Annotated in this window: 21 protein-coding genes; 12 read left to right on the top strand and 9 right to left on the bottom strand. The window is 62.0% G+C overall.

Annotation, left to right across the window (positions count from 1 at the left end):
- Window positions 1–223: 223 nt before the first annotated feature.
- On the top strand, window positions 224–1,330 hold the full coding sequence (locus D8767_RS27650; protein WP_016714506.1) for a GlxA family transcriptional regulator: 1,107 nt from the start codon (window positions 224–226) through the stop codon (window positions 1,328–1,330).
- 119 nt (window positions 1,331–1,449) lie between these two features.
- Here D8767_RS27650 and D8767_RS27645 read toward each other — a convergent pair whose 3' ends face one another.
- The 5 genes from D8767_RS27645 to choX form a co-directional block, all read right to left on the bottom strand.
- On the bottom strand, window positions 1,450–1,707 hold the full coding sequence (locus D8767_RS27645; protein ID WP_012270100.1) for a hypothetical protein: 258 nt from the start codon (window positions 1,705–1,707) through the stop codon (window positions 1,450–1,452).
- A gap of 254 nt (window positions 1,708–1,961) precedes the next feature.
- Window positions 1,962–2,435, bottom strand: coding sequence for a thioesterase family protein (locus D8767_RS27640; RefSeq protein ID WP_016714507.1), 474 nt, complete (start codon window positions 2,433–2,435; stop codon window positions 1,962–1,964).
- 10 nt (window positions 2,436–2,445) lie between these two features.
- Window positions 2,446–3,411 carry an L-carnitine dehydrogenase gene (locus tag D8767_RS27635; RefSeq protein ID WP_016714508.1) on the bottom strand — a complete coding sequence of 322 codons (966 nt, stop codon included), beginning with the start codon at window positions 3,409–3,411 and terminating at the stop codon, window positions 2,446–2,448.
- Window positions 3,412–3,429: 18 nt separating this feature from the next.
- Complete coding sequence (locus tag D8767_RS27630; RefSeq protein WP_016714509.1) at window positions 3,430–4,314, bottom strand: 3-keto-5-aminohexanoate cleavage protein; 885 nt, start codon at window positions 4,312–4,314, stop codon at window positions 3,430–3,432.
- Window positions 4,315–4,436: 122 nt separating this feature from the next.
- On the bottom strand, window positions 4,437–5,381 hold the full coding sequence (gene choX, locus D8767_RS27625; RefSeq protein ID WP_016714510.1) for a choline ABC transporter substrate-binding protein: 945 nt from the start codon (window positions 5,379–5,381) through the stop codon (window positions 4,437–4,439).
- A gap of 147 nt (window positions 5,382–5,528) precedes the next feature.
- Between choX and D8767_RS27620 the strand changes: the two genes are divergently transcribed.
- Window positions 5,529–6,473 (top strand): GlxA family transcriptional regulator, encoded by a 945-nt coding sequence (locus D8767_RS27620; RefSeq protein ID WP_016714511.1) that lies wholly within the window; start codon window positions 5,529–5,531, stop codon window positions 6,471–6,473.
- A gap of 117 nt (window positions 6,474–6,590) precedes the next feature.
- Here the strand turns inward: D8767_RS27620 and D8767_RS27615 are convergent, their stop codons facing one another.
- A complete protein-coding gene (locus tag D8767_RS27615; RefSeq protein WP_016714512.1) occupies window positions 6,591–6,992 on the bottom strand; it encodes a lysozyme inhibitor LprI family protein in 402 nt (133 codons plus the stop codon).
- A gap of 285 nt (window positions 6,993–7,277) precedes the next feature.
- Between D8767_RS27615 and D8767_RS27610 the strand changes: the two genes are divergently transcribed.
- From D8767_RS27610 to D8767_RS27585, 6 genes are all read left to right on the top strand, one after another.
- Window positions 7,278–8,255 carry a dipeptidase gene (locus D8767_RS27610; RefSeq protein ID WP_003257506.1) on the top strand — a complete coding sequence of 326 codons (978 nt, stop codon included), beginning with the start codon at window positions 7,278–7,280 and terminating at the stop codon, window positions 8,253–8,255.
- A gap of 76 nt (window positions 8,256–8,331) precedes the next feature.
- On the top strand, window positions 8,332–8,862 hold the full coding sequence (locus D8767_RS27605) for a DUF5943 domain-containing protein (RefSeq protein WP_003255698.1): 531 nt from the start codon (window positions 8,332–8,334) through the stop codon (window positions 8,860–8,862).
- A 15-nt stretch (window positions 8,863–8,877) separates the two neighbouring features.
- Window positions 8,878–10,938, top strand: a complete 2,061-nt coding sequence (dgcA, locus tag D8767_RS27600) for a dimethylglycine demethylation protein DgcA (RefSeq protein WP_016714513.1) — start codon at window positions 8,878–8,880, stop codon at window positions 10,936–10,938.
- 162 nt (window positions 10,939–11,100) lie between these two features.
- Window positions 11,101–13,053 carry a dimethylglycine demethylation protein DgcB gene (gene dgcB, locus D8767_RS27595; RefSeq protein ID WP_016714514.1) on the top strand — a complete coding sequence of 651 codons (1,953 nt, stop codon included), beginning with the start codon at window positions 11,101–11,103 and terminating at the stop codon, window positions 13,051–13,053.
- On the top strand, window positions 13,053–14,285 hold the full coding sequence (locus tag D8767_RS27590; RefSeq protein ID WP_016714515.1) for an electron transfer flavoprotein subunit alpha/FixB family protein: 1,233 nt from the start codon (window positions 13,053–13,055) through the stop codon (window positions 14,283–14,285). Before dgcB ends, D8767_RS27590 begins: the two co-directional genes overlap by 1 nt.
- A gap of 10 nt (window positions 14,286–14,295) precedes the next feature.
- Window positions 14,296–15,066 carry an electron transfer flavoprotein subunit beta gene (locus D8767_RS27585; RefSeq protein ID WP_016714516.1) on the top strand — a complete coding sequence of 257 codons (771 nt, stop codon included), beginning with the start codon at window positions 14,296–14,298 and terminating at the stop codon, window positions 15,064–15,066.
- 118 nt (window positions 15,067–15,184) lie between these two features.
- On the opposite strand, the gene D8767_RS27575 is transcribed toward D8767_RS27585, so the two are convergent.
- The gene (locus D8767_RS27575; RefSeq protein WP_016714517.1) at window positions 15,185–15,394 is read right to left on the bottom strand and encodes a hypothetical protein; all 210 of its coding nucleotides are present in this window, start codon (window positions 15,392–15,394) and stop codon (window positions 15,185–15,187) included.
- 683 nt (window positions 15,395–16,077) lie between these two features.
- Between D8767_RS27575 and D8767_RS27570 the strand changes: the two genes are divergently transcribed.
- Window positions 16,078–16,944 carry an RHS repeat-associated core domain-containing protein gene (locus D8767_RS27570; protein ID WP_080578122.1) on the top strand — a complete coding sequence of 289 codons (867 nt, stop codon included), beginning with the start codon at window positions 16,078–16,080 and terminating at the stop codon, window positions 16,942–16,944.
- 35 nt (window positions 16,945–16,979) lie between these two features.
- On the opposite strand, the gene gbcA is transcribed toward D8767_RS27570, so the two are convergent.
- A complete protein-coding gene (gene gbcA, locus D8767_RS27565; RefSeq protein WP_016714518.1) occupies window positions 16,980–18,272 on the bottom strand; it encodes a glycine-betaine demethylase subunit GbcA in 1,293 nt (430 codons plus the stop codon).
- A 295-nt stretch (window positions 18,273–18,567) separates the two neighbouring features.
- Here gbcA and gbcB point away from each other — a divergent pair, with 295 nt between their 5' ends.
- The gene (gene gbcB, locus D8767_RS27555) at window positions 18,568–19,668 is read left to right on the top strand and encodes a glycine-betaine demethylase subunit GbcB (protein ID WP_016714519.1); all 1,101 of its coding nucleotides are present in this window, start codon (window positions 18,568–18,570) and stop codon (window positions 19,666–19,668) included.
- A gap of 182 nt (window positions 19,669–19,850) precedes the next feature.
- On the opposite strand, the gene D8767_RS27550 is transcribed toward gbcB, so the two are convergent.
- A complete protein-coding gene (locus D8767_RS27550) occupies window positions 19,851–21,476 on the bottom strand; it encodes a methyl-accepting chemotaxis protein (RefSeq protein ID WP_016714520.1) in 1,626 nt (541 codons plus the stop codon).
- A gap of 277 nt (window positions 21,477–21,753) precedes the next feature.
- Here D8767_RS27550 and D8767_RS27545 point away from each other — a divergent pair, with 277 nt between their 5' ends.
- Complete coding sequence (locus D8767_RS27545; RefSeq protein ID WP_016714521.1) at window positions 21,754–21,981, top strand: hypothetical protein; 228 nt, start codon at window positions 21,754–21,756, stop codon at window positions 21,979–21,981.
- Window positions 21,978–22,280, top strand: a complete 303-nt coding sequence (locus tag D8767_RS27540; RefSeq protein WP_016714522.1) for a cell division protein ZapA — start codon at window positions 21,978–21,980, stop codon at window positions 22,278–22,280. Before D8767_RS27545 ends, D8767_RS27540 begins: the two co-directional genes overlap by 4 nt.
- The last annotated feature ends 22 nt before the right edge of the window (window positions 22,281–22,302 follow it).

The raw sequence follows: 22,302 nt of genomic DNA, 5'->3' as shown, positions 1-22,302 counted from the left end.
GGCGCCTAGCACGCCCATTTGCGAACACCCAGCCAACTCGACCAAAGCACCTGATTTGCCGAACAAAGGCGTCGTTTTCAGGTTTTTTTGGACAGCCGTTCAATTTCAGGCACGGCGTTTGCGTTGAGATTGGCAACCAAGCCCCAGCACATGAACCGGGGCCATAACAAGAAATCAGTGCCCGCCTGAGGCACACCCTGCATTTGTGTGAGGAGAAATCGCGATGACGTCGTACACCTCCGGGAACCCAACCCAGAACCGCACAACACCCCAGTCCATCGGGTTTCTTCTATTGGACAATTTCACCCTGATTTCACTGGCATCAGCCGTTGAGCCGCTGCGTATGGCCAACCAGCTGTCCGGCCGAGAGCTTTACCGCTGGCATACCCTGACCGTCGACGGCGGCCAGGTGTGGGCCAGCGATGGCTTGCAGATCACTCCGGATGCTGCAATCAGCAATGCGCCGCCCATCGACACCGTGATTGTCTGCGGGGGGGTTGGTATTCAGCGTTCGGTCACCCGTGAGCACGTTACCTGGCTGCAAGCTCAGGCTCGCCAGTCGCGCCGTCTTGGTGCGGTGTGCACCGGCAGCTGGGCACTGGCCTGTGCCGGTCTGCTCGACGGCTTCGATTGCAGCGTGCACTGGGAGTGCCTGGCGGCAATGCAGGAAGCCTTCCCACGCGTAAACATGAGCACCCGCCTGTTCACCCTCGACCGCAACCGCTTCACCAGCTCTGGCGGTACCGCGCCGCTGGACATGATGTTGCACCTGATCAGCCGCGACCATGGCCGTGAACTGTCGGCGGCGATTTCCGAGATGTTCGTCTACGAGCGCATCCGCAACGAACAGGATCATCAGCGCGTGCCGCTCAAGCACATGCTCGGCACCAATCAGCCGAAGCTGCAGGAAATCGTCGCGCTCATGGAGGCCAACCTCGAAGAGCCGATCGACCTGGACGAACTGGCGGTATACGTGTCGGTTTCGCGTCGGCAGCTTGAGCGGTTGTTCCAGAAGTACCTGCATTGCTCGCCATCGCGCTACTACCTGAAACTGCGCCTGATTCGTGCACGGCAATTGCTCAAGCAAACGCCGATGTCGATCATCGAGGTGGCGTCGGTATGCGGTTTTGTGTCCACGCCACACTTCTCCAAGTGCTACCGCGAGTACTTCGGCATTCCGCCGCGTGACGAGCGCGTGGGCTCCAACACTGCGCAGCAGGTGGCGATGATGCCGATCCCGCAGGCCATGACACTGTCGCCGCACAGTGGGCCTATGGCCGCTCTGAGCCAGGCGCGCAACGAGTCGACGTTTGCCAGTGTAAGGCTCTGAAACAGCGCGGGCCCCTTCGCGGGCAAGCCCGCTACCACAGGTATCGCACCGCTTTTGAATCCGGTGCAGTACTTGTGGGAGCGGGCTTGCCCGCGAAGAGGCCAGTACAGGAAAATCAGTTAAGCGCGTTTGTTGAATTGCGCCAGCGCGGGTAACAGCTGTTTGTCGATCGCCTGGCGTACCGCCGGAAGGATGGTCGCGCTACCTGTATACATCTGCTCCACCATCCCCTTCAGCGCCCGAGCATTAGGCTCGGTCAGCCCACGCACCACCGCTTCGCAAGCCTGCTCGGCACTGGCGCCCGCCGGAATCTCGAACCCGCGTGCGCGCAGGTGGCCGGCGAGGTCGTCCTGATCAATCAAATCCGCATGCATCATGGCTGTTGTCCCTTTTATCGCTAAGAGAGTGCTGCTGTGATTTACGACCGATTCTGTGACGCCCGCGACATGCCCGCAACAACAAGATGCCGGCATGGCTGCTTTGGCTAAGAACAGGTCGTTTACGGCTAAATCCACCTGGCGGGAACTGCGCACACTCAAGCCATCTACAGCAACCGAGGGTTTGGTCACCCTCATTCATGCACAGTGGATGTTGCTCGCTCTTGGCCCCGGATGCTCACGGCTTTCCGGGGTTATTTTTTTGCAAGGCCGATCACGCGGCCTACATAAACGGGCGCTTGAAGTTGACGTTGTTCGTCCACTAGCCCCTGTAGTAACCCCGTGCTGTTCTCGCTGAACGGCGCCGACGTCGGCCCTGCCAAATCCACATGCAACAGCATCTGCTCACTGGCTGCCAGCGCCTCATCGAACCCTGCCCGGTGCAGGCTGTGGTACACCTGCAGACGCTTGCGATCAAAACCGATGATCTGCGTCTGCACCCACACCTCAGTCCCTAGCTTCACTTCGTGCAGGTAGTTGATATGCGCCTCCAGGGTGAACAGCGAGTGGCCGCTTTGCCCACGGCTATCAGCATCCAGGCCGATGCGCTCCATCAGCGCATCGGTGGCATAGCTGAAGATCAGTAGGTAAAAGGCATCGCGCAGATGCCCGTTGTAATCGACCCAATCTTCCTGGATCTGGGTGCGGTAAGTGATCAATGCGGGCATCGTTACCTCCTCAATCGCTGAACGACATGCCGTGGTTGGTCTTGCTGGTCTTCACCGCTTCCAGCACCGCCAGCAGGGTGTCATCACGATAGCGTTCCAGCGCGGCGATGCTGCGGTCGCCCAACTGCTCCGAGGTGCCGTCGACCACGTCGTCGATCAGCTTGTCGGTCAGCTCCGGTGCCGGCAGGTATGTCCAGGGCAGCTTCAGCGCCGGGCCGAACTGCGACATGAAGTGGCGCATACCGGCGTCGCCACCCGCGAGGGTGTAGGTGAGGAAGGTGCCCATGAACGACCAGCGAAGGCCCGCGCCAAAGCGGATCGCGTCGTCGATTTCCCCGGTAGTGGCCACGCCGTCGTTGACCAGGTGCAGGGCCTCGCGCCACAGCGCTTCCAGCAGGCGATCGGCAATGAAGCCGGGGACTTCCTTGCGCACATGTAGCGGGCGCATGCCAAGAGTGGTGTAGATGGTCTTTGCCGCCTCGATGGCTTCAGGCGCGGTACGGTTGCCGCCGACGATCTCGACCAGCGGCAGCAGGTACACCGGGTTGAACGGGTGGCCGACCACGCAGCGCTCGGGGTGGGTAGCCGACTCGTAGAATTCGCTGGGCAGCAGGCCTGAAGTGCTGGAGCCGATGATGGCATCAGGCTTCGCGGCAGCGCTGATTTTCGCGTGCAGGTCGAGCTTGAGGTCCAGCCGCTCTGGCGCGCTTTCCTGGATGAAATCGGCGTCGCGGACACATTCCTCGATGGTGGCAACGAACTTCAAGCGGTCCTGCGTCGCGCCTGGCGCAAGCCCCTGTTTTTCCAGTGCCGGCCAAGCGTTGGCGATGCGCTTGCGCAGTGCTTGCTCGGCACCCGGCGCCGGGTCCCAGGCGACCACGTCCAGGCCGTGGGCGAGGGCGCGGGCAACCCAGCCGCTGCCGATTACGCCGCTACCCAGAGCGGCGAAGGTCTTGATCTCGGTGATGAAGGGCATATCGGTCTCCTGAAGGGATCAGCGGCGCTTGAGGTTCATTTTTTCCCGGCCTTCTGCCGGGGTGAGTACACGGCCACCCATGCGGGTGATGATCTCGCTCGCGCGTTCGACCAACTGGCCGTTGCTGGCCAGCACGCCACGGTCCAGGTACAGGTTGTCTTCAAGGCCCACGCGCACGTTGCCGCCCAGCAGCACGGCTTGCGCCGCCATCGGCATCTGCATGCGGCCGATGCCGAAGCCGGCCCAGGTGACGTTGGCGGGCAGGTTGTCGACCATCGCCTTCATGGTGGTGGTGTCGGCCGGCGCGCCCCACGGGATGCCGAGGCACAGCTGGAAAAGGGGGTCTTCAAGCAGGCCTTCTTTCATCATCTGCTTGGCGAACCACAGGTGGCCGGTGTCGAAGATTTCCAGTTCGGCTTTAACGCCCAGTTCGGTGATGCGCTTGGCGCCAGCGCGCAGTTGCGCGGGGGTGGAAACGTAGATTGAGTTGCCGTCACCGAAGTTGAGCGTGCCGCAGTCGAGGGTGCAGATTTCCGGCAGCAGCGCCTCGACATGGGCCAGGCGCTCCAGCGGGCCGATCAGGTCGGTGCCTGGGCCGAACTCCAGCGGCGTTTCGCCAGGGCCGATTTCCAGGTCGCCACCCATCCCGGCGGTGAGGTTGACGATGATGTCTACGTCGGCTTCGCGGATGCGTTCCATGACTTCGCGGTACAGCGCCACGTCGCGGCTGAAACGGCCGGTTTGCGGGTCGCGGACGTGGCAGTGGACGACGGTGGCGCCGGCTTTGGCAGCCTCTACGGCGGCTTCGGCGATCTGTTTGGGGGTGACCGGGACCAGGTGGCTTTTCGAGGCGGTGTCGCCAGCGCCGGTGAGGGCGCAGGTGATGATGACGTCGTGGTTCATGGTGTGTTCCTTGTGGTGTCTGTGTTTGGCTTTTCGCGGGCATGCCCGCTCCCACAGGATCAATGTGATCCTGAGTGTGGAGCTGTACCTGTGGGAGCGGGCGCGCCCGCGAAAGGGCCCAGTCAGTTGGCAGTGAGCTTGAGGTTGTCCGCAGCCGGCTTGCCATCGAGGGTGGTCACACCTTCCAGCCAGCGGGCCTTGTCCTCGGGATGGTCTTTCAGCCACTGGCGGGCCGATTCCAGCGCGTCCTTGTGGTCGAGCAGCGGCTGCATCATGCGGCTCTCGTCTTCGGCGCTGAACTTCAGGTTGGCCAGCAGGCGGTGGGCGTTGGGGCAGCGTTCGGCGTAGTCCGGCGCGGTCACCGTCCATACCGTCGCGCGGCCTTCGTCCGGGCCGAGCGCGTCTTGGCTGTCGCCCAGGTAGGCCATGTCGATGTTCACGTTCATCGGGTGCGGCGCCCAGCCGAAGAACACCACGGCTTCCTTGCGCCGCACGGCGCGGTCGACAGCGGCGAGCATGCCAGCCTCGCTGGACTCGACCAGCTGGAACTTGCCAAGTTCGAATTGGTTCTTGGTGATCATTGCCTTGATCTGGGTGTTGGCGCCGGAGCCCGGTTCGATGCCATAGATCTTGCCGCCCAGCTCTTTCTCGAACTTATGGATGTCGGCGAAGGTCTTCAAACCCTTGTCGTAGAGGTATTTCGGCACGGCCAGGGTGGCGCGGGCATCCTCCAGGCTTGGTTTCTCCAGTACCTTGACCTGGTTGGCGTCGATGAACGGCGTGATGGTCTGGGTCATGATCGGGTTCCAGTAACCCAGGAACATGTCCAGGCGTTTGTCGCGGATGCCGGCGAAGATGATCTGCTGCGAGGCACTGGTCTGTTTGGTCTGGTAGCCCAGGCCATCGAGCAGCACCTGGGCCATGGCGCTGGTGGCGATGACGTCGGTCCAGTTGACCACGCCCAGGCGGATGTTCTTGCAGGCCGCAGGTTCGGCGGCGTAAAGCGGGGAGGTGGCGATGCTGCTCAGGGCAAGGGTCAACAGGCTGCGGCGGATCAAGCTGTGCATGGTGGCTCTCCATCGGCAGTGCATATTGTTATGGGGTTTCGACCTCTCTGGGCCGTGTGAACACGCTACGCTGCTGAAGGGGTGAAAAATCGCACCCTGGCGACCAACATTTGCACGGAGGCGACCACCTTTGCCGTGGAGCATGCAATGCTGCAAAACATTCATTTCCTGCTGTTACCCGGCTTTTCGGCCATGGGATTCATCAGTGCCCTGGAACCCCTGCGGGTGGCCAACCGCTTCAAGGGGCCGTCGTATCGCTGGCAGGTCTTGAGCCTGGATGGCGGCGCGGTGCAGGCGAGCAATGGCATGTCGGTGAATGCCGATGCAGCGTTGGCAGCGGGCGAGCCTGTCGGCATCTTGCTGATAGTGGCAGGCTTCGACCCCCTGGCATGCTATGGGCCAGTACTACAGCAGGCGCTACGCCGCCTGGACCATGACGGGGTAACCCTGGGCGGTATTGATACCGGCGCCGTGGTGCTGGCTGAAGCCGGGCTGCTCGACGGTCACCGCGCCACCGTGCACTGGGAGGCGTTGGAGGCGTTCAAGGAAAACTATCCAAGCTTGCAGGCGACCCAGGAGTTGTTCGAGATCGACCGTCGGCGCATTACGTGTGCTGGCGGTACGGCCTCGATCGACCTGATGCTCGATCTGATTGCCCAGGCCCACGGCAGTGAGCTGGCAGTGCAGGTGTCGGAGCAGTTCGTGCTCGGGCGTATCCGTCAGCGACAGGACCACCAGCGCATGCAGATCGCCAGCCGCTATGGCATCAGCAACAAGAAACTGGTGAAAGTGATTGGTGAAATGGAGCGCAACACCGAACAGCCGCTCAATACCCAAGTGCTGGCTGAGGCGGTGCAGGTGACCCGGCGGCAGCTGGAGCGGTTGTTTCGCGTGCATCTGGACGACACGCCCAGTGGGTTCTATTTGCGACTGCGCCTGGACAAGGCGCGGCAATTGTTGCGCCAGACCGACATGAGTGTGCTGGAGGTGGGGGTGGCGTGCGGGTTTGAGTCGGCTTCGTACTTTACCCGCTGCTATAGGGCGCGGTACCAGCGTTGTCCGCGGGAGGACAGGTTGGCCAGGGCAGTTTGATGTTTGTCTGTGCTGGCGTCTTCGCGGGACAAGCCCGCTCCCACAGAAAGGTGTGGTCCCAACGGATACGCAGCACCTGTGGGAGCGGGCTTGTCCCGCGAAGAGGCCGGTCCAGGACTACTGTTGGCCAATGGACTGCAAGTACTCCGAGCGGTCATCACTACGCTGCGCCACGCAGGTATCCCACGCCGCCTCGAACGCCTTGCTACCGGGCTTCTCGGCGTAGGTCTCAACCTTGCAATCCGCATCGCGCAGCTGTGTCCACAGCTTCTCGGCCGCATCCATACGCCCGACCAGAGCGGTAGCCTGGTCGCCCTCATCGGCATATTGGTCGCGAATACGCTGGATCAAGTCATCGTAAGCGGACTTCAGCTCACGCTCGGCAGTCTGCTTGTTGAACGCAGCGCACGCGTAGGTCTGCTGGTCGGTCTCGACGTTGTCGCACGGGGTGCTTTCTTCCTCGCCGGCCTGGGCGCCCGATACGACAGCCAGCAGTACCAGCCATGCCAATGATTTCATCCGTTTTCTCCTCAACAGGCTGACGAATCGCAAGGATTCTCGCTCAGCCGAAGGCAAGGCGGTAGCTCTCTGACGAAATGTTCATAAAACGGCCAGAAACGTCGCTATCGAGACTGTCTCTCATCGCCACGCCGCATGCCAGAGGGCGTGTTGTCGCGCATTGACGCTTTCGGCAAACCCCCTGTCGTTTTTGCATCGGGGCGTCATTGGGCACAGGCATATGCTGGCCCCAAAGCGCCGGCAGAAGGTTTGGCGCAGCCCAACTCAATAAAAGGGGACAGCCTGATGAGCCCAGCCGAACTTCACGCCGACAGCATCGTCATCGACGGCCTGATCATTGCCAAGTGGAACCGCGAGCTGTTCGAAGACATGCGCAAAGGCGGGCTGACTGCGGCCAACTGCACGGTGTCGGTCTGGGAAGGCTTCAAGGCAACCGTCGACAATATCGCTGCCAGCCAGAAGCTGATCCGCGACAACAGCGACCTGGTGATGCCGGTGCGCACCACCGCCGACATCCGCAAGGCCAAGGAACTGGGCAAGACCGGCATCCTCTTCGGCTTCCAGAACGCCCATGCCTTCGAAGACCAGATCGCCTACGTGGATGTGTTCAAGCAGCTGGGCGTGGGCATCGTGCAGATGTGCTACAACACCCAGAACCTGGTAGGCACCGGCTGCTACGAGCGTGACGGCGGCCTGTCGGGCTTCGGCCGCGAGATCGTGGCGGAAATGAACCGCGTCGGCATCATGTGCGACCTGTCCCACGTGGGTTCCAAAACCTCTGAAGAAGTCATCCTCGAATCGAAAAAGCCGGTGTGCTACTCCCACTGCCTGCCCTCAGGCCTGAAGGAGCACCCGCGCAACAAGTCGGACGAAGAGCTGAAGTTCATCGCCGACCACGGCGGCTTCGTTGGCGTGACCATGTTCGCGCCGTTCCTGGCCAAGGGCATCGACTCCACCATCGACGACTACGCCGAAGCCATCGAGTACACCATGAACATCGTGGGTGAAGACGCCATCGGTATCGGTACCGACTTCACCCAAGGCCACGGGCAGGACTTCTTCGAGTACCTGACCCACGACAAGGGCTACGCCCGTCGCCTGACCAACTTCGGCAAGATCATCAACCCGCTCGGCATCCGCACTGTCGGCGAGTTCCCCAACCTCACCGAAACCCTGCTCAAGCGCGGCCACTCCGAGCGCGTGGTACGCAAGATCATGGGCGAGAACTGGGTCAACGTCCTCAAGGACGTCTGGGGCGAGTAAGCCGCTCTCCAAGCCTGATAGCCCCTGCCAGCAACGCCGGGGCACCCACATAAAAATTTTATGGAGTTGAGTTTCCATGGCCAAGATCGCCCCGCAATTGCCAATCGAAGTCGACAGCGAGACCGGTGTCTGGACCAGTGACGCCTTGCCGATGCTGTACGTGCCGCGCCATTTCTTCGTCAACAACCACATGGGTATCGAGGAAGTGCTGGGCGCCGATGCCTACGCCGAAATCCTCTACAAGGCCGGCTACAAGTCTGCCTGGCACTGGTGTGAAAAAGAAGCTGAATGCCATGGCCTGGAAGGCGTGGCGGTGTTCGAGCACTACATGAAGCGCCTGAGCCAGCGTGGCTGGGGCCTGTTCGAAATCCAGGACATCGACCTGGACAAAGGCACCTGCAGCGTCAAGCTCAAGCACTCGGCGTTCGTGTACGTGTATGGCAAATGCGGCCGCAAAGTCGACTACATGTTCACCGGCTGGTTCGCCGGCGCCATGGACCAGATTCTCGCTGCCCGCGGCAGCAAGATCCGCACCGTGGCCGAGCAGGTCTACGGCGGGTCGGAAGAAGGCCACGAAGATGGCCTGTTCGTTACCAAGCCGTTGTAAGCCGGAGATAGCGTCATGGCATTCGAAGCAATGTTCCAGCCGATCCAGATCGGCAAACTGACCATCCGCAACCGCGTGCTCAGCACCGCGCACGCTGAGGTCTACGCCACTGACGGCGGCATGACGACCGACCGCTACGTGAAGTACTACGAAGAAAAGGCCAAGGGCGGCATCGGCCTGGCGATCTGCGGTGGTTCGTCCGTCGTGGCCATCGACAGCCCGCAGGAATGGTGGGCGTCGGTCAACCTGTCGACCGACCGCATCATCCCGCACTTCCAGAACCTGGCCGACGCCATGCACAAGCATGGCGCCAAGATCATGATCCAGATTACCCACATGGGCCGTCGCTCGCGTTGGGACGGCTTCAACTGGCCGACCCTGATGTCGCCGTCGGGTATCCGTGAACCCGTGCATCGCGCCACCTGCAAAACCATCGAGGTGGAAGAGATCTGGCGGGTGATCGGCAACTACGCGCAAGCGGCACGTCGCGCCAAAGAGGGCGGCCTGGACGGCGTGGAACTGTCGGCGGTGCACCAGCACATGATCGACCAGTTCTGGAGCCCACGGGTCAACAAGCGTACCGACGAATGGGGCGGCACCTTCGAAGGCCGCATGAAGTTCGGCCTGGAAGTGCTCAAAGCCGTGCGTGCCGAGGTCGGTGACGACTTCTGCGTGGGCATGCGTATCTGCGGTGACGAGTTCCACCCCGATGGCCTCAGCCACGAAGACATGAAGCAGATCGCCGCGTACTACGACGCCACCGGCATGCTCGACTTCATCGGCGTGGTCGGCTCGGGTTGCGACACCCACAACACCCTGGCCAACGTTATCCCCAACATGAGCTACCCGCCGGAGCCGTTCCTGCACCTGGCGGCCGGCATCAAGGAAGTGGTCAAGGTCCCGGTGCTGCACGCGCAGAATATCAAGGACCCGAACCAGGCCACGCGCATCCTTGAAGGCGGTTATGTGGACATGGTCGGCATGACCCGTGCGCACATGGCCGACCCGCACCTGATCGCCAAGATCAAGATGGGCCAGATTGACCAGATCAAGCAGTGCGTCGGTGCCAACTACTGCATCGACCGCCAGTACCAGGGCCTGGATGTACTGTGCATCCAGAACGCCGCGACCTCCCGTGAATACATGGGCGTGCCGCACATCATCGAGAAAACCACCGGCGTGAAGCGCAAGGTGGTGGTGGTTGGCGCGGGCCCTGCCGGTATGGAAGCTGCCCGCGTAGCGGCCGAACGTGGCCACGACGTGACCCTGTTCGAGAAGAAAGACCAGATTGGCGGGCAGATCACCATCGCCGCCAAGGCACCGCAGCGTGACCAGATTGCCGGTATCACCCGCTGGTACCAGTTGGAGCTGGCGCGTTTGAAAGTCGACCTGCGCCTGGGCACTGCCGCTGACGTGGCCACCATCCAGGACCTGCGCCCGGACGTGATCGTACTGGCAGTGGGTGGGCACTCGTTCCTGGAGCAGAACGAACACTGGGGCGCTGCCGAAGGGCTGGTGGTCAGCAGCTGGGATGTGCTCGACGGCAAGGTTGCGCCGGGCAAGAACGTGCTGGTGTACGACACCATCTGCGAATTCACCGGCATGTCGGTGGCCGACTTCATCGCTGACAAGGGCAGCCAGGTGGAAATCGTCACCGACGACATCAAGCCGGGCGTGGCCATGGGCGGTACTACCTTCCCGACCTACTACCGCAGCATGTACCCCAAAGAAGTGATCATGACCGGCGACATGATGCTGGAAAAGGTCTACCGCGAAGGCGAAAAGCTGGTGGCGGTGCTGGAGAACGAATACACCGGCGCCAAGGAAGAGCGCGTGGTCGACCAGGTGGTGGTGGAGAACGGCGTGCGCCCTGACGAGCAGCTGTATTACGCCCTGAAGGAAGGTTCGCGCAACAAAGGCCAGATCGACGTGGAGGCGCTGTTCGCCATCAAGCCACAGCCGATCCTCAGCCAGCCGGGCGAAGGCTACCTGCTGTACCGCATCGGCGACTGCGTGGCCCAGCGCAACGTGCATGCGGCGATCTACGACGCCTTGCGCCTGTGCAAGGACTTCTGATCCAGCAGGCATAAACGCCGTAGACCCCTGTGGGAGCGGGCTTGCCCCGCGAATGCGTCAGCAAGAACAACGATGTTGTCAGGCCGGACGTCTTCGCGGGACAAGCCCGCTCCCACAAGGGGCATAGCGGCGCAAGAATTCAGCTGTTTGTGGGAGCCTCCCATGTTGAACACCCTTCTACCCATCCTGCTGTTCGCTGCCCTTGGCCTGGCAGTGCTCGGCGCCCTGCGCCGGGTGCGCATGTGGCGGCGAGGCCGGCCGTCCAAGGTCAACCTGATCGGTGGCCTGCTGGCCATGCCGCGCCGCTACCTGGTGGACTTGCACCACGTGGTCGAGCGCGACAAGTACATGTCCAAGACCCACGTGGCCACTGCGGGCGGCTTCGTGTTGTCGGCCGTGCTGGCGATCCTGGTGCATGGCTTTGGCCTGCAAAGCAAAATCCTCGGCTACGCGTTGCTGGTGGCCACCGTGATCATGTTCAGCGGCGCCATCTTTGTCTTCAAGCGCCGCCTCAACCCGCCTTCGCGCCTGTCCAAAGGGCCGTGGATGCGCCTGCCGAAGAGCCTGATGGCGTTCGCCGTAAGCTTCTTCATCGCCACCTTGCCGGTCGCTGGCATCCTGCCCGCCAACACCGGTGGCTGGGTGATGGTCGGCATCCTTGGCCTGGGCGTGCTGTGGGGCGTGTCGGAGCTGTTCTTCGGCATGACCTGGGGCGGCCCGATGAAACACGCCTTCGCCGGTGCCCTGCACCTGGCCTGGCACCGCCGCGCCGAACGTTTCGGGGGTGGCCGCTCCACCGGCCTCAAGCCGCTGGACCTGGAAGACCCGAACGCGCCGCTGGGCGTGGAAAAACCGGCGGACTTCACCTGGAACCAGCTGCTGGGCTTCGATGCCTGCGTGCAGTGCGGTAAATGTGAGGCCATGTGCCCGGCCTTTGCCGCTGGCCAGCCGCTGAACCCGAAAAAGCTCATCCAGGACATGGTCATCGGCCTGGCCGGTGGTACCGACGCGCAGTTCGCTGGCAGCCCGTACCCGGGCAAGCCGATCGGTGAGCACGGTGGTCACCCGCACCAGCCGATCGTCAATGGCCTGGTCGATGCCGAAACGCTGTGGTCGTGCACCACCTGCCGTGCCTGCGTCGAGGAATGCCCGATGATGATCGAGCACGTCGATGCCATCGTCGACATGCGCCGCCACCTCACTCTGGAAAAGGGCGCCACCCCGAACAAGGGCGCCGAGGTGCTGGACAACCTGATCGCCACCGACAACCCTGGCGGCTTCGCCCCTGGCGGGCGCATGAACTGGGCTGCTGACCTGAACCTGCAGCTGTTGTCCGAGGTGAAAACCACCGAAGTGCTGTTCTGGGTCGGTGATGGTGCCTTCGACATGCGCAACCAGCGCACCCTGCGTTCGTTCGTCAAAGTGCTGAAGGCCTCGGGCGTGGACTTTGCCGTGCTCGGCCTGGAAGAGCGCGACAGCGGCGACGTGGCCCGTCGCCTGGGCGATGAAGCGACCTTCCAGCAACTGGCCAAACGCAATATCCAGACCCTGGCCAAGTACAAGTTCCAGCGCATCGTCACCTGCGACCCGCACAGCTTCCATGTGCTGAAGAACGAGTACGGCGCACTGGGCGGCGAGTACCAGGTGCAGCACCACAGCACCTACATCGCCGAACTGATCGCGGCCAACAAGCTCAACCTCGGTCAGCACAAGGGCGGTAGTGTCACCTACCACGACCCGTGCTACCTGGGTCGCTACAACGGTGAGTACGAAGCCCCGCGTGCAGTGTTGAAGGCGTTGGGGATCGAGGTCCGCGAGATGGAGCGCTCGGGCTTCCGTTCCCGTTGCTGCGGCGGTGGTGGCGGTGCGCCGATCACTGACATCCCGGGCAAGCAGCGTATCCCCGACATGCGCATGGACGACATTCGCGAAACCGAGGCCGAGCTGGTGGCCGTGGGTTGCCCGCAATGTACCGCCATGCTCGAAGGTGTGGTCGAACCGCGCCCACAGATCAAGGACCTGGCCGAGCTGGTGGCCGACGTGCTGATCGAAGAGGAATCGCCCGCCGCCCCAAAGCCGCAAGCGGCCAAACGTGAACCTGCGGAGGTGCACTGATGAGCGACATTATCCGCCGCGACCCTCGCGCCGAGTGGATCGCCCGTAACCGTCTGCACCCGCTGCATGCGGCCATGCAGACGCAACAGACCAGCTGGATGGGGCCCAACGGCCTCATCCGCAAGAACCCCCATGCGATTGCCGCAGGCTTCATCGGCCCGGCCGGCATCAAGCGCATTGATCGCAGCGGCGCCCAGCAGGGCACCGGTGTGGGCGGTCGGCGTACGGCGGCGGCAGAGGTCAAGTTGCCGTTGCACCAGGTGCCGGCGCCGGCGTTCTACATTGCCGTGGTGCCCGACATGGTCGGTGGCCGCCTCAGTAGCCACGACCGCGACCTGCTTGGCCTGGCCCACAGCCTGGCTGGCAGCGATGGTGCGGTATTGGCGGTGGTGTTCAACGAACACAAGGAAAGCAACTTTTCCACAGCCGGCGTCGACCGCCTGCTGGTCATCGAAGGTGAAGCATTCGAGGGTTATGCACCGGAGCAACTGGTGCAGGGCCTGCGGGCTGTGGATAACCAGTTCACCCCACGCCACTGGCTGCTGCCCGACAGCCGCACCGGTGGTGGCGAACTGGGCCGTCGCCTGGGTGCCGCGTTGGGCGAGCGTCCGGCGACGCGGGTGTGGCAGGTCAAGGATGGCCAGTGCATCGGCCGTGCCGGTGCCGGCCAGCAAGACCTACAGCGCGCCGTACCGCGCCTGATCCTGGCGGCGGCAGAGTGTGCCGAACCGGTCAGCGAAACCCGCCACGAAGCGTTGCCGGTGGAGTTGTCCACAAGCGTGGCGCGCAGCCTGTCGCGTATCGAAGACCTCGGCTCGGTGGCCGTGGACCCGGCCACCATTGCCATGGCCGAGGCTGAGTTCATCGTCTCGGGCGGTAACGGGGTCAAGGACTGGGACCTGTACCACAAGGCTACCGCTGCCTTGGGCGCCACCGAAGGCGCCTCGCGGGTGGCGGTGGACGACGGCTTCATGCCGCGCAACCGCCAGGTGGGTGCTACCGGTACCTGGGTGACCGCACGGGTCTACGTGGCTGTGGGTATCTCGGGCGCGATCCAGCACCTGCAGGGCATTGGCGCCTGCGACAAGGTGGTGGCGATCAACATGGACCCTGGCTGCGACATGATCAAACGGGCCGACCTGTCGGTGATTGGCGACAGCTCGGCGATTCTCAAGGCACTGATCGAGGCTGTGGACAACTTCCGCAGCGGCGGCCAGCGCGACGCGGCATAAGGGCACGAGCATGAGTACGAAAGTGATCAGCCTGGTATCCATCGGTGCCCACCCAAGCTCTGGCCGCGCCCGCCGCGCCGAGCAGGATGCCCGCGCGGTGGAGCTGGGTTTGCAGCTGGCTGGGGAAAACTTGCAGGTGGTGCACGCCGGCGACCCGCGTGAAGAGGCATTGCGCGCCTACCTGGGCATGGGCCTGGACCACCTGGACGTGCTGGAGCAGCCGGCTGGCGCCGATGTACTGGGCGTGCTGGGGGACTACCTGCGCGATGCCGGGGCACAGCTGGTATTGACCGGCAGCCAGGCCGAGACCGGAGAGGGGTCGGGCATGCTGCCGTTTCTGCTGGCGGAAAAGCTCGGCTGGCCGTTGATCGTGGGGTTGGCCGAGGTGGAGTCGATCGACAACGGCACGGCCCAGGTGCTGCAAGCGTTGCCGCGTGGTCAGCGGCGTCGGCTGAAAGTGCGCCTGCCGTTGCTGGCGACTGTGGATAACGCAGCGCCCAAGCCACGGCAGAGTGCCTTTGGGCCTGCACGCCGGGGTGTGCTGGCGGCGCGTAATGTGGCCATCGTCGAGGACGACCTGCTGGCCGATGCCGAGTTGCAACCGGCCCGTCCTCGCCCCAAGCGCCTGAAGGTGATCAAGGCCAAGAGCGGTGCGGACCGGATGAAAGCGGCGACGGCCAAGGCCAGTGGCGGCGGTGGCAAGGTGCTGAAGGATGTTTCACCGCAGGAAGGCGCCGAGGCGATCCTCAAGCTGTTGGTAGAAGAAGGTGTGCTGCGCTAAAGCCTTTAGCCTTTACTGGCCTCATCGCCGGCAAGCCAGCTCCCACAGGATCACCACTGCCTTCGGGTTTAGTGGAATACCTGTGGGAGCTGGCTTGCCGGCGATTGGCCCTGACAGGCTAATGACGTCCCCAGGCCACATTGAACGCCCAGTAGCCCAATACCTCGGTCACAGGATTGAATGACACCCGCATCCCCCTCGACAACGCCACATTCACCGCTGCGCAGCGTAGAACCAGGTATTCCCGGGTTTGACCTTCGGCGCTGATAACCCCAATCCCCCGCCCTTCATCGAACCACTTCACAGTGCCCTCCTGGCGGCTGTGCATAAGTCACTCCTGGATAATGACAAAGTAGTAACCATTACCCCATCACATTGCGGTATTTGACGAAACTGGCAGAAATATCAGGTACCCCTCCGTTTTGCCCACGGAATCTGTTCGCCAAGGTGTGGATAAAGTGTTGGCGCATGGCTGTGGGCCTTATATAGCGGGCGTTACAGAGTTTTGATCATAAAGTGATCAGCGCTGATGTGGCTCCTCAGCTACAGATTCGCGTCACTCTGTCTGCTTTTGCCCACAATCGCTGTTAGCGGGTCTGTGGATAATCTGTTCGGCACTACCTGAAAGCCGCGCAGATCATGGCTTGTGAGGGATTGGCTAAAAAACGATCAAATTGGCGCGAATGTCTTCTGATCCACGATTATCAAGATCTTGAATCGCTTATCCACAGAACGAACGCTGCATGGCTGCGTTTTGCTCACAAACTCTGTTGGTGTCTCTGTGGACAACGTGTACGGAGTAGCCTGCAGGCCTTTGGGGCCAAGGCCTTTACCGGTTTGATCAAATATTGATCAGATGATCTGGATTTTTGCTCAAAGCGGCGCAAAGCCAATCCTCCACCGGTCTCTTCACAACCTGTGAATAAGTCGCGGGCACCTGTCATTACTGTCAGTTCGCAGCGCTGCTTGCAGCTGTTAGGGTTAGCCATCACAAACGGTCGGGCCCTTACCATGCACCATACCCTGCAAACATCCATGCGAACCCGGGCAGGCGGGGTTGCCAGGTCTTATCTACCCTACGGTGCCCGCGGATTGGACGATGCCGCGTCGCTCGCATTTACCGGGCAGCCTGTCGATCCTCTGACCGGTTGCTACCACCTGGGTAATGGCCGGCGAACATACAACCCGGTATTGATGCGCTTCCAATCCCCCGACTCATTCAGCCCATTTTCCATCGGCGGGCTGAATGCCTATGCCTATTGTGATGGCGATCCAGTCAACCGGTCAGACCCAAGTGGGGCAAGTTGGCTAAGCAAATTGATAAGTGGCATTAGCATGCTTTCAAGTTCGGTCACCATGGGCGGTGCCGTTACGCGAACAGCCAGAAACGTGGTCAATCGCCTGGAAAGCCAACATTCGCGTTCCCTCTTTAGCCCGCCGAGCCTCAGGTCACGGGTAGGCAACACTGCCTTTTTCTACACAGGGGCAATGGGGGTGGGAGGCACTGCGTTGAGCGGTGTTGAGCAAGGGTGGATAGGCAATGTGCTGACGAGCAACGGCCGTCGACTGGGGCTTGGTAATGCGGTGGGAAACATTACCGGTGGTCTTTCCTCAAACGCCGAGGCGGCGCAGGCCGTATGGCGCGGGATTGGGCGGCCAGGCGTGTCTGCGGGCAGGGTTGCGTGGGAAACGGTCTATGAAGTTACCGGGGCAAGGTTGGTGGTTGAAGGGGCTTCATATTTATGGGGAAGCGCAAGGGCATTAGGGGCACGGATAAGCTCAGCCTATGGCGCAGCTGCGGACGCTTGGCGTAGCTGGGGTGCCGGGCAAACCCCGAGTGCACCCCCTACGACACCTATGGAAGAAATCAGGCGCTGACACGGCGCTGTGCCGTGCCAGCGGGATGGGGCGTGTTACTGCGCCTTAACCTCTTTCAGGTATGGGGCAGGCTCTGCGCCCAAGTTGGCCAATACGCGGTCGCTGTACCAGTCGATGAAGTTCACCACGCCAAACTCGTAAGTCTTCGAGTACGGCCCAGGCTGGTACGCGGTGGAGTTGATCCCACGCTGGTTCTCTTCCGCCAAACGGCGGTCCTGGTCGTTGGTGGCGTCCCACACCTTGCGCATGCGCTCTGGGTCGTAGTCCACACCTTCCACGGCGTCTTTGTGCACCAGCCACTTGGTGGTGACCATGGTTTCCTGGGCGCTGATCGGCCACACGGTGAACACGATCATGTGGTCGCCCATGCAGTGGTTCCACGAGTGCGGCAGGTGCAGGATGCGCATCGAGCCCAGGTCTGGGTTCTTGATGCGGCCCATCAGCTTCTGGCAGGCCTGCTTGCCGTCCATGGTCATCGATACGGTGCCCTTGAGCAGCGGCATGCGCACGATGCGGTTACGCAGGCCGTGGCTCTTGTGCAGGTACGGAATTTTCTCGGCTTCCCAGGCGGCGGCCGAGGCGGCCACGTGGTCCTTGAATTCCTGGCTGGCGCGCGGGTCGTTGGTGTCGTCCCACTCCAGCAGGGTTTGCAGCAGCTCCGGGTGCGAACCGCTGCAGTGGTAGCACTCGCGGTTGTTTTCCAGCACCAGCTTCCAGTTGGCCTTTTCCATCAAGGTGGTTTGCACCGCCACCTTGGTGTTCTCCATGTCGTACGGCTCCATGTAGTGTTCCAGGGTGGCCAGGAACTCGTCGATGGCAGGCGGGTTTTCCGCCAGGCTGATGAAGATGTAACCGCCGGCCACCTTCACGTTCACCGGCTTCAGGCCGTACTGCTTCATGTCGAAGTCGGCGCCCATTTCGGTGCCGGCGAACAGCAGGCGGCCGTCCAGCTCGTAGGTCCACTGGTGGTAATGGCACACCAGCTTGGCCACCTTGCCTTTGTCGCTGACGCACAGGCGTGAGCCGCGGTGGCGGCAGACGTTGTGGAAGGCATGCACCTTGCCTTCGGCGCCACGCACCACCAGGATCGGGTTGTTGCCGATCTGCAGGGTGATGTAGTTGCCTTTCGCCGGGATTTCGCAAGTCATGCCGGCGATCAGCCATTCTTTCTGGAAGATCTCCTGCATGTCGATCTGGAACAGACGCTCGTCGGTGTAGAAAGGCTGGGGCAGCGAGTAGGTGCGCTCGCGGGTTTGCAGCATCTCGGCGGTGGCCTTGCGTGCTGGCTCCAGTGGATCGCCCAGGCTCAGGTTTGCGGTGACGTCCATCGTGTATTCCTCGGGGCCGTGTGCGGCCGGCAAAAGGTGGCTAATCGTTGTTGTGGTGCCGCAAGGCTGCTTATCAAGAAACAGCGTGTTTATTTGCCGTGGAGTGTGCGTCCGAAGCCGCCGCGAACCGTATCCATGGGCGACATGGCCGATTTGAATTACGACGCGCCAACCCTTGTGGCGCGGGGCTGGTCGCGATAAGCACGCCGATGTCGCTGGCAGGAATGTACGCAGCCGCAAGCTTGCGCATTATCCAAGCCATAAAAAGCCCAATAGTCGGCTGCTGGAGATGAACATGTCCGATACCTTCCTCAATCCGGTCACCACCCAGACCTGGGCCAACGGCCGCCACATCGTGCGCTGCGTCAAGGTCATCCAGGAGACCTGGGACGTGCGCACCTTCTGCTTCATGGCCGATCAGCCGATCATGTTCTTTTTCAAGCCCGGGCAGTTCGTCACCCTGGAGCTGGAGATCGAAGGCAAGCCGGTGATGCGTTCCTATACCATCTCCAGTTCACCGTCGGTGCCCTACAGCTTCTCGATCACCGTGAAGCGTGTGCCGGGCGGCCTGGTGTCCAACTTCCTGCACGACACCATGCACGAAGGCGCCGAGCTGCCGGTGCATGGCCCGGTGGGGCTGTTCAATGCCATCGATTTCCCGGCGGGCAAGGTGCTGTACCTCTCGGGCGGCGTGGGCATTACCCCGGTCATGTCGATGGCACGCTGGTTCTACGACACCAACGCCAACGTCGACATGGTGTTCGTACACAGCGCCCGCTCGCCGAAGGACATCATCTACCACCGCGAGCTGGAGCAGATGGCCTCGCGCATCCCCAACTTCAGCCTGCACATCATTTGCGAGAAGCATGGCCTGGGCGAGCCATGGGCGGGGTATCGCGGTTACCTGAACCAGCGCCTGATGGAACTGATTGCCCCGGACTACATGGACCGCGTGGTGTTCTGCTGCGGCCCGACGCCTTACATGACGGCGGTCAAGCGTATGCTCGAAGCGGTTGGCTTCGACATGAAGAACTACCACGAGGAATCGTTCGGTGCGACCCCACCCGATGCCAAGGCCGATGCAGTGGAGCACGCCGAGCAGGCGGCCGATGCACCGGAGCTGGATGTTTCCGACCTCAACCTGGTTGAGTTCATCGGCAGCGAGAAGAGCATTCGCATTGCCCCGGGCGAAACCGTGCATGCGGCGGCGGCCAAGGTTGGCTTGATGATCCCGAAAGCCTGCGGCATGGGCATTTGCGGCACCTGCAAGGTGCTCAAGCTGGGCGGTGAGGTGGAGATGGAGCACAACGGCGGTATTACCGAAGAGGACGAAGCCGAGGGCTATATCCTGTCGTGCTGCAGTGTGCCGAAGGGGGATGTGCGGATCGATTACTGATCCACTGATCCGAGATTGCAGGGGCTGCTTCGCAGCCCATTCGCGGGACAAGCCCGCTTCCACAGGTTCTCTACTCAGCCTGAGGGCAGTCCAGGCTCACCGTAACCGTTAAACCAGCGCAGATCCTGTGGGAGCGGGCTTGCCCCGCGAATGGGCCGCAAAGCGGCCCCAGATGCTTCAGGTCAGGTGCGGAAGCGGGCTACCAAGCCATTGAGGTCTACGGCCAACCTAGACAACTCCGCACTCGCCGCACTGGTCTGATGCGCCCCGGTAGCACTCTGTACCGACAGGTCATTGATGTTCACCAGGTTGCGGTCCACTTCCCGTGCCACCTGCGCCTGTTCTTCCGCCGCGCTGGCAATCACCAGGTTACGCTCGTTGATCTGCGCCACCGCCCCGGCAATGGTATCCAGCGCCATGCCCGCACCACGGGCGATGTTCAGGGTGGATTCGGCGCGTTCGGTGCTGGTGCGCATCGACTCCACCGCTTCTTCCGTACCGCCCTGGATGCTGCCGATCATCCGCTCGATTTCGCTGGTCGACTGCTGGGTACGGTGGGCCAGCGCACGCACTTCATCGGCCACCACGGCAAAACCACGGCCCGCTTCGCCGGCACGCGCCGCCTCGATGGCGGCGTTCAGTGCCAGCAGGTTGGTTTGATCTGCCAGGCCACGGATCACGTCGAGTACCTTGCCGATGTCACGCGACTGTTCGGCCAGGTGGGTAATCAGTTTGGCAGTGGCTTGCACATCACCGCTCATGCGCTCGATGGCACCCACGGTCTCCATCACCAGGTCACGACCGTCGCCGGTGGAGCGGCTGGCTTCACTGGAGGCTTCAGAAGTGCTCACGGCATTGCGTGCCACTTCTTCGACAGCACTGGTCATTTCAGTAACGGCTGTGGCGGCCTGTTCAATCTCGTTGTTCTGCTGTTGCAAGCCACGGGCACTTTCGTCGGTGACGGCATTCAGCTCTTCGGCTGCCGAGGCCAGCTGCGTGGCCGAGCCGGCAATCTGCTGCAGGGTGTCGCGCAGCTTGTCTTGCATGCGGGCCATGGCGCGTAGCAGGCGGGCGGCTTCGTCGGTGCCTTCGGCGCGGATGATATGGGTCAAGTCACCGTCGGCAACCTGTTCGGCGCTCTTGAGCGCCTCTTCGATCGGCTTGACGATACTGCGGGTCAGCAGGAAGGCACAGGCGAAGGTCAACACGGTAGCGGCCACCAGCAGGCCGATCACCAGGGCGAAGGCCGCAGCATACTGGTTGGCAGCCTTCTCGTTGGTGGCGCGGGTCTGGTCCGTGTTGATGCGCACCAGGGTGTCCATGACCTTGTTGATCTGCTCTGAGTTGGCCAGCAGATCACGGTTCAGCAGGGCGCGCAGCTCGTCCAGGCGGTCGGCCTGGCTCAGGGTGCGCATGCGCGACTCCAGCTGGCGGTACTGGTTGAGCAACTGGCCATACTGGTCGAACGCGGCCTGTTCGTCGGCGGCGCCGATCATGGGCAGGTAGGCCTGGCGTGCGCGGTCGATCTGGCTGTTGCGTTGGTCCAGCAGGTTGAGGGTTTCGCGCTGGGTGTCCGGCTCGCGGTTGAGCAGCAGGCGGTAGGAGAGGGTGCGCATACGCAGGTTCAGCGCGGTGAGCTCGTCGAGGATCTTGATGCTGGGCACGCTGACCTGCTCGATAGCCACGCCGGCTTGGCGGATGTTGCCCATCTGTATCAGCGAGAAGACACCAAGGCCAAGCATCAGCAGGCCGATCAGCGCGAAGCCCAGCAGCGCGCGCGGGGCGATATTCATGTTGCGTAGAGACATGGAGAGGAGGGTCCAGGCAAGGGGAAATAAGGTGCGTAAAGTGCGACAAAACATGACTTGCCGGGCTATCGGTCGTGACTGGCCAGTCTTGAGTGCGACCGGTGAAAATTGTGAGGTGGCTAACCTTTTCCTGACCGGCGGTTGACGCAGGTCGGAACAAGGGGGCCGTTACCCTGTCAATCTGCGGGTTCGACACCTTATGAATCTGATATTTAATGGCGATGGGCGGCACTTTTCTTTATCGTGTGCGCCCCTCGCAACAACCTGAGATAGACCCATGCTGGAAGCTTCCCTGAATCAAATCGAGCAACTGGTCAGCGACCTGATGCAGAAAAACGCTCAACTCACCGAGCAGAACGCTACCCTCGGCACGCAATTGGCGCAGGCCAAGGAAGAGAACGAAACCCTGCAACTGTCGCTGATGGAGCAGGAAGAGAAAAACGGCAGCACCGCTGCCCGCCTGCAGGCCCTGGTTGATCGCGCCAGCGCTGGCGTCGGCGCATGAGATTGCACGAGCAGCCGGTCAATGTCGTGTCGATTCTCGGCATCGACTATTCGATCAAGGCGCCCGAAGGCCAGGAAGAAACCCTGGCCCAGGCGGTGCGGATGCTCAACACCGCCCTGAACGAGACCAAGCGTCAGTACCCGACCCTGATCGGCGACAAGTTGCTGGTGCTGGCTGCCCTTAACCTGTGCTCAAAGCAGGTTGAACTGCAGAAAGAACACCAGCAAACCCTGGCACGTACCCAGGCGCAGATCGACGCCACGGTGGACGCCATCGTGCGGACCATTGCCGAGCAATAACGGCCTGATACCGAGATCCCTG

Origin of the sequence: Pseudomonas sp. LTGT-11-2Z, from assembly GCF_003691445.1 — a bacterium.
In the GTDB taxonomy this organism is placed as follows: Bacteria; Pseudomonadota; Gammaproteobacteria; order Pseudomonadales; family Pseudomonadaceae; genus Aquipseudomonas; species Aquipseudomonas monteilii.
Note: the sequence above shows the minus strand (reverse complement) of the source record. Positions and strands in the feature narration are given on the sequence as shown.

Excerpts from the sequence above, each read along its gene's own strand:
- D8767_RS27650 (WP_016714506.1), top strand. The coding sequence starts at position 224 with ATGACGTCGTACACCTCCGGGAACCCAACCCAGAACCGCACAACACCC.
- D8767_RS27645 (WP_012270100.1), bottom strand. The coding sequence starts at position 1,707 with ATGATGCATGCGGATTTGATTGATCAGGACGACCTCGCCGGCCACCTG.
- D8767_RS27640 (WP_016714507.1), bottom strand. The coding sequence starts at position 2,435 with ATGCCCGCATTGATCACTTACCGCACCCAGATCCAGGAAGATTGGGTC.
- D8767_RS27635 (WP_016714508.1), bottom strand. The coding sequence starts at position 3,411 with ATGCCCTTCATCACCGAGATCAAGACCTTCGCCGCTCTGGGTAGCGGC.
- D8767_RS27630 (WP_016714509.1), bottom strand. The coding sequence starts at position 4,314 with ATGAACCACGACGTCATCATCACCTGCGCCCTCACCGGCGCTGGCGAC.
- choX (WP_016714510.1), bottom strand. The coding sequence starts at position 5,381 with ATGCACAGCTTGATCCGCCGCAGCCTGTTGACCCTTGCCCTGAGCAGC.
- D8767_RS27620 (WP_016714511.1), top strand. The coding sequence starts at position 5,529 with ATGCTGCAAAACATTCATTTCCTGCTGTTACCCGGCTTTTCGGCCATG.
- D8767_RS27615 (WP_016714512.1), bottom strand. The coding sequence starts at position 6,992 with ATGAAATCATTGGCATGGCTGGTACTGCTGGCTGTCGTATCGGGCGCC.
- D8767_RS27610 (WP_003257506.1), top strand. The coding sequence starts at position 7,278 with ATGAGCCCAGCCGAACTTCACGCCGACAGCATCGTCATCGACGGCCTG.
- D8767_RS27605 (WP_003255698.1), top strand. The coding sequence starts at position 8,332 with ATGGCCAAGATCGCCCCGCAATTGCCAATCGAAGTCGACAGCGAGACC.
- dgcA (WP_016714513.1), top strand. The coding sequence starts at position 8,878 with ATGGCATTCGAAGCAATGTTCCAGCCGATCCAGATCGGCAAACTGACC.
- dgcB (WP_016714514.1), top strand. The coding sequence starts at position 11,101 with ATGTTGAACACCCTTCTACCCATCCTGCTGTTCGCTGCCCTTGGCCTG.
- D8767_RS27590 (WP_016714515.1), top strand. The coding sequence starts at position 13,053 with ATGAGCGACATTATCCGCCGCGACCCTCGCGCCGAGTGGATCGCCCGT.
- D8767_RS27585 (WP_016714516.1), top strand. The coding sequence starts at position 14,296 with ATGAGTACGAAAGTGATCAGCCTGGTATCCATCGGTGCCCACCCAAGC.
- D8767_RS27575 (WP_016714517.1), bottom strand. The coding sequence starts at position 15,394 with ATGCACAGCCGCCAGGAGGGCACTGTGAAGTGGTTCGATGAAGGGCGG.
- D8767_RS27570 (WP_080578122.1), top strand. The coding sequence starts at position 16,078 with ATGCACCATACCCTGCAAACATCCATGCGAACCCGGGCAGGCGGGGTT.
- gbcA (WP_016714518.1), bottom strand. The coding sequence starts at position 18,272 with ATGGACGTCACCGCAAACCTGAGCCTGGGCGATCCACTGGAGCCAGCA.
- gbcB (WP_016714519.1), top strand. The coding sequence starts at position 18,568 with ATGTCCGATACCTTCCTCAATCCGGTCACCACCCAGACCTGGGCCAAC.
- D8767_RS27550 (WP_016714520.1), bottom strand. The coding sequence starts at position 21,476 with ATGTCTCTACGCAACATGAATATCGCCCCGCGCGCGCTGCTGGGCTTC.
- D8767_RS27545 (WP_016714521.1), top strand. The coding sequence starts at position 21,754 with ATGCTGGAAGCTTCCCTGAATCAAATCGAGCAACTGGTCAGCGACCTG.
- D8767_RS27540 (WP_016714522.1), top strand. The coding sequence starts at position 21,978 with ATGAGATTGCACGAGCAGCCGGTCAATGTCGTGTCGATTCTCGGCATC.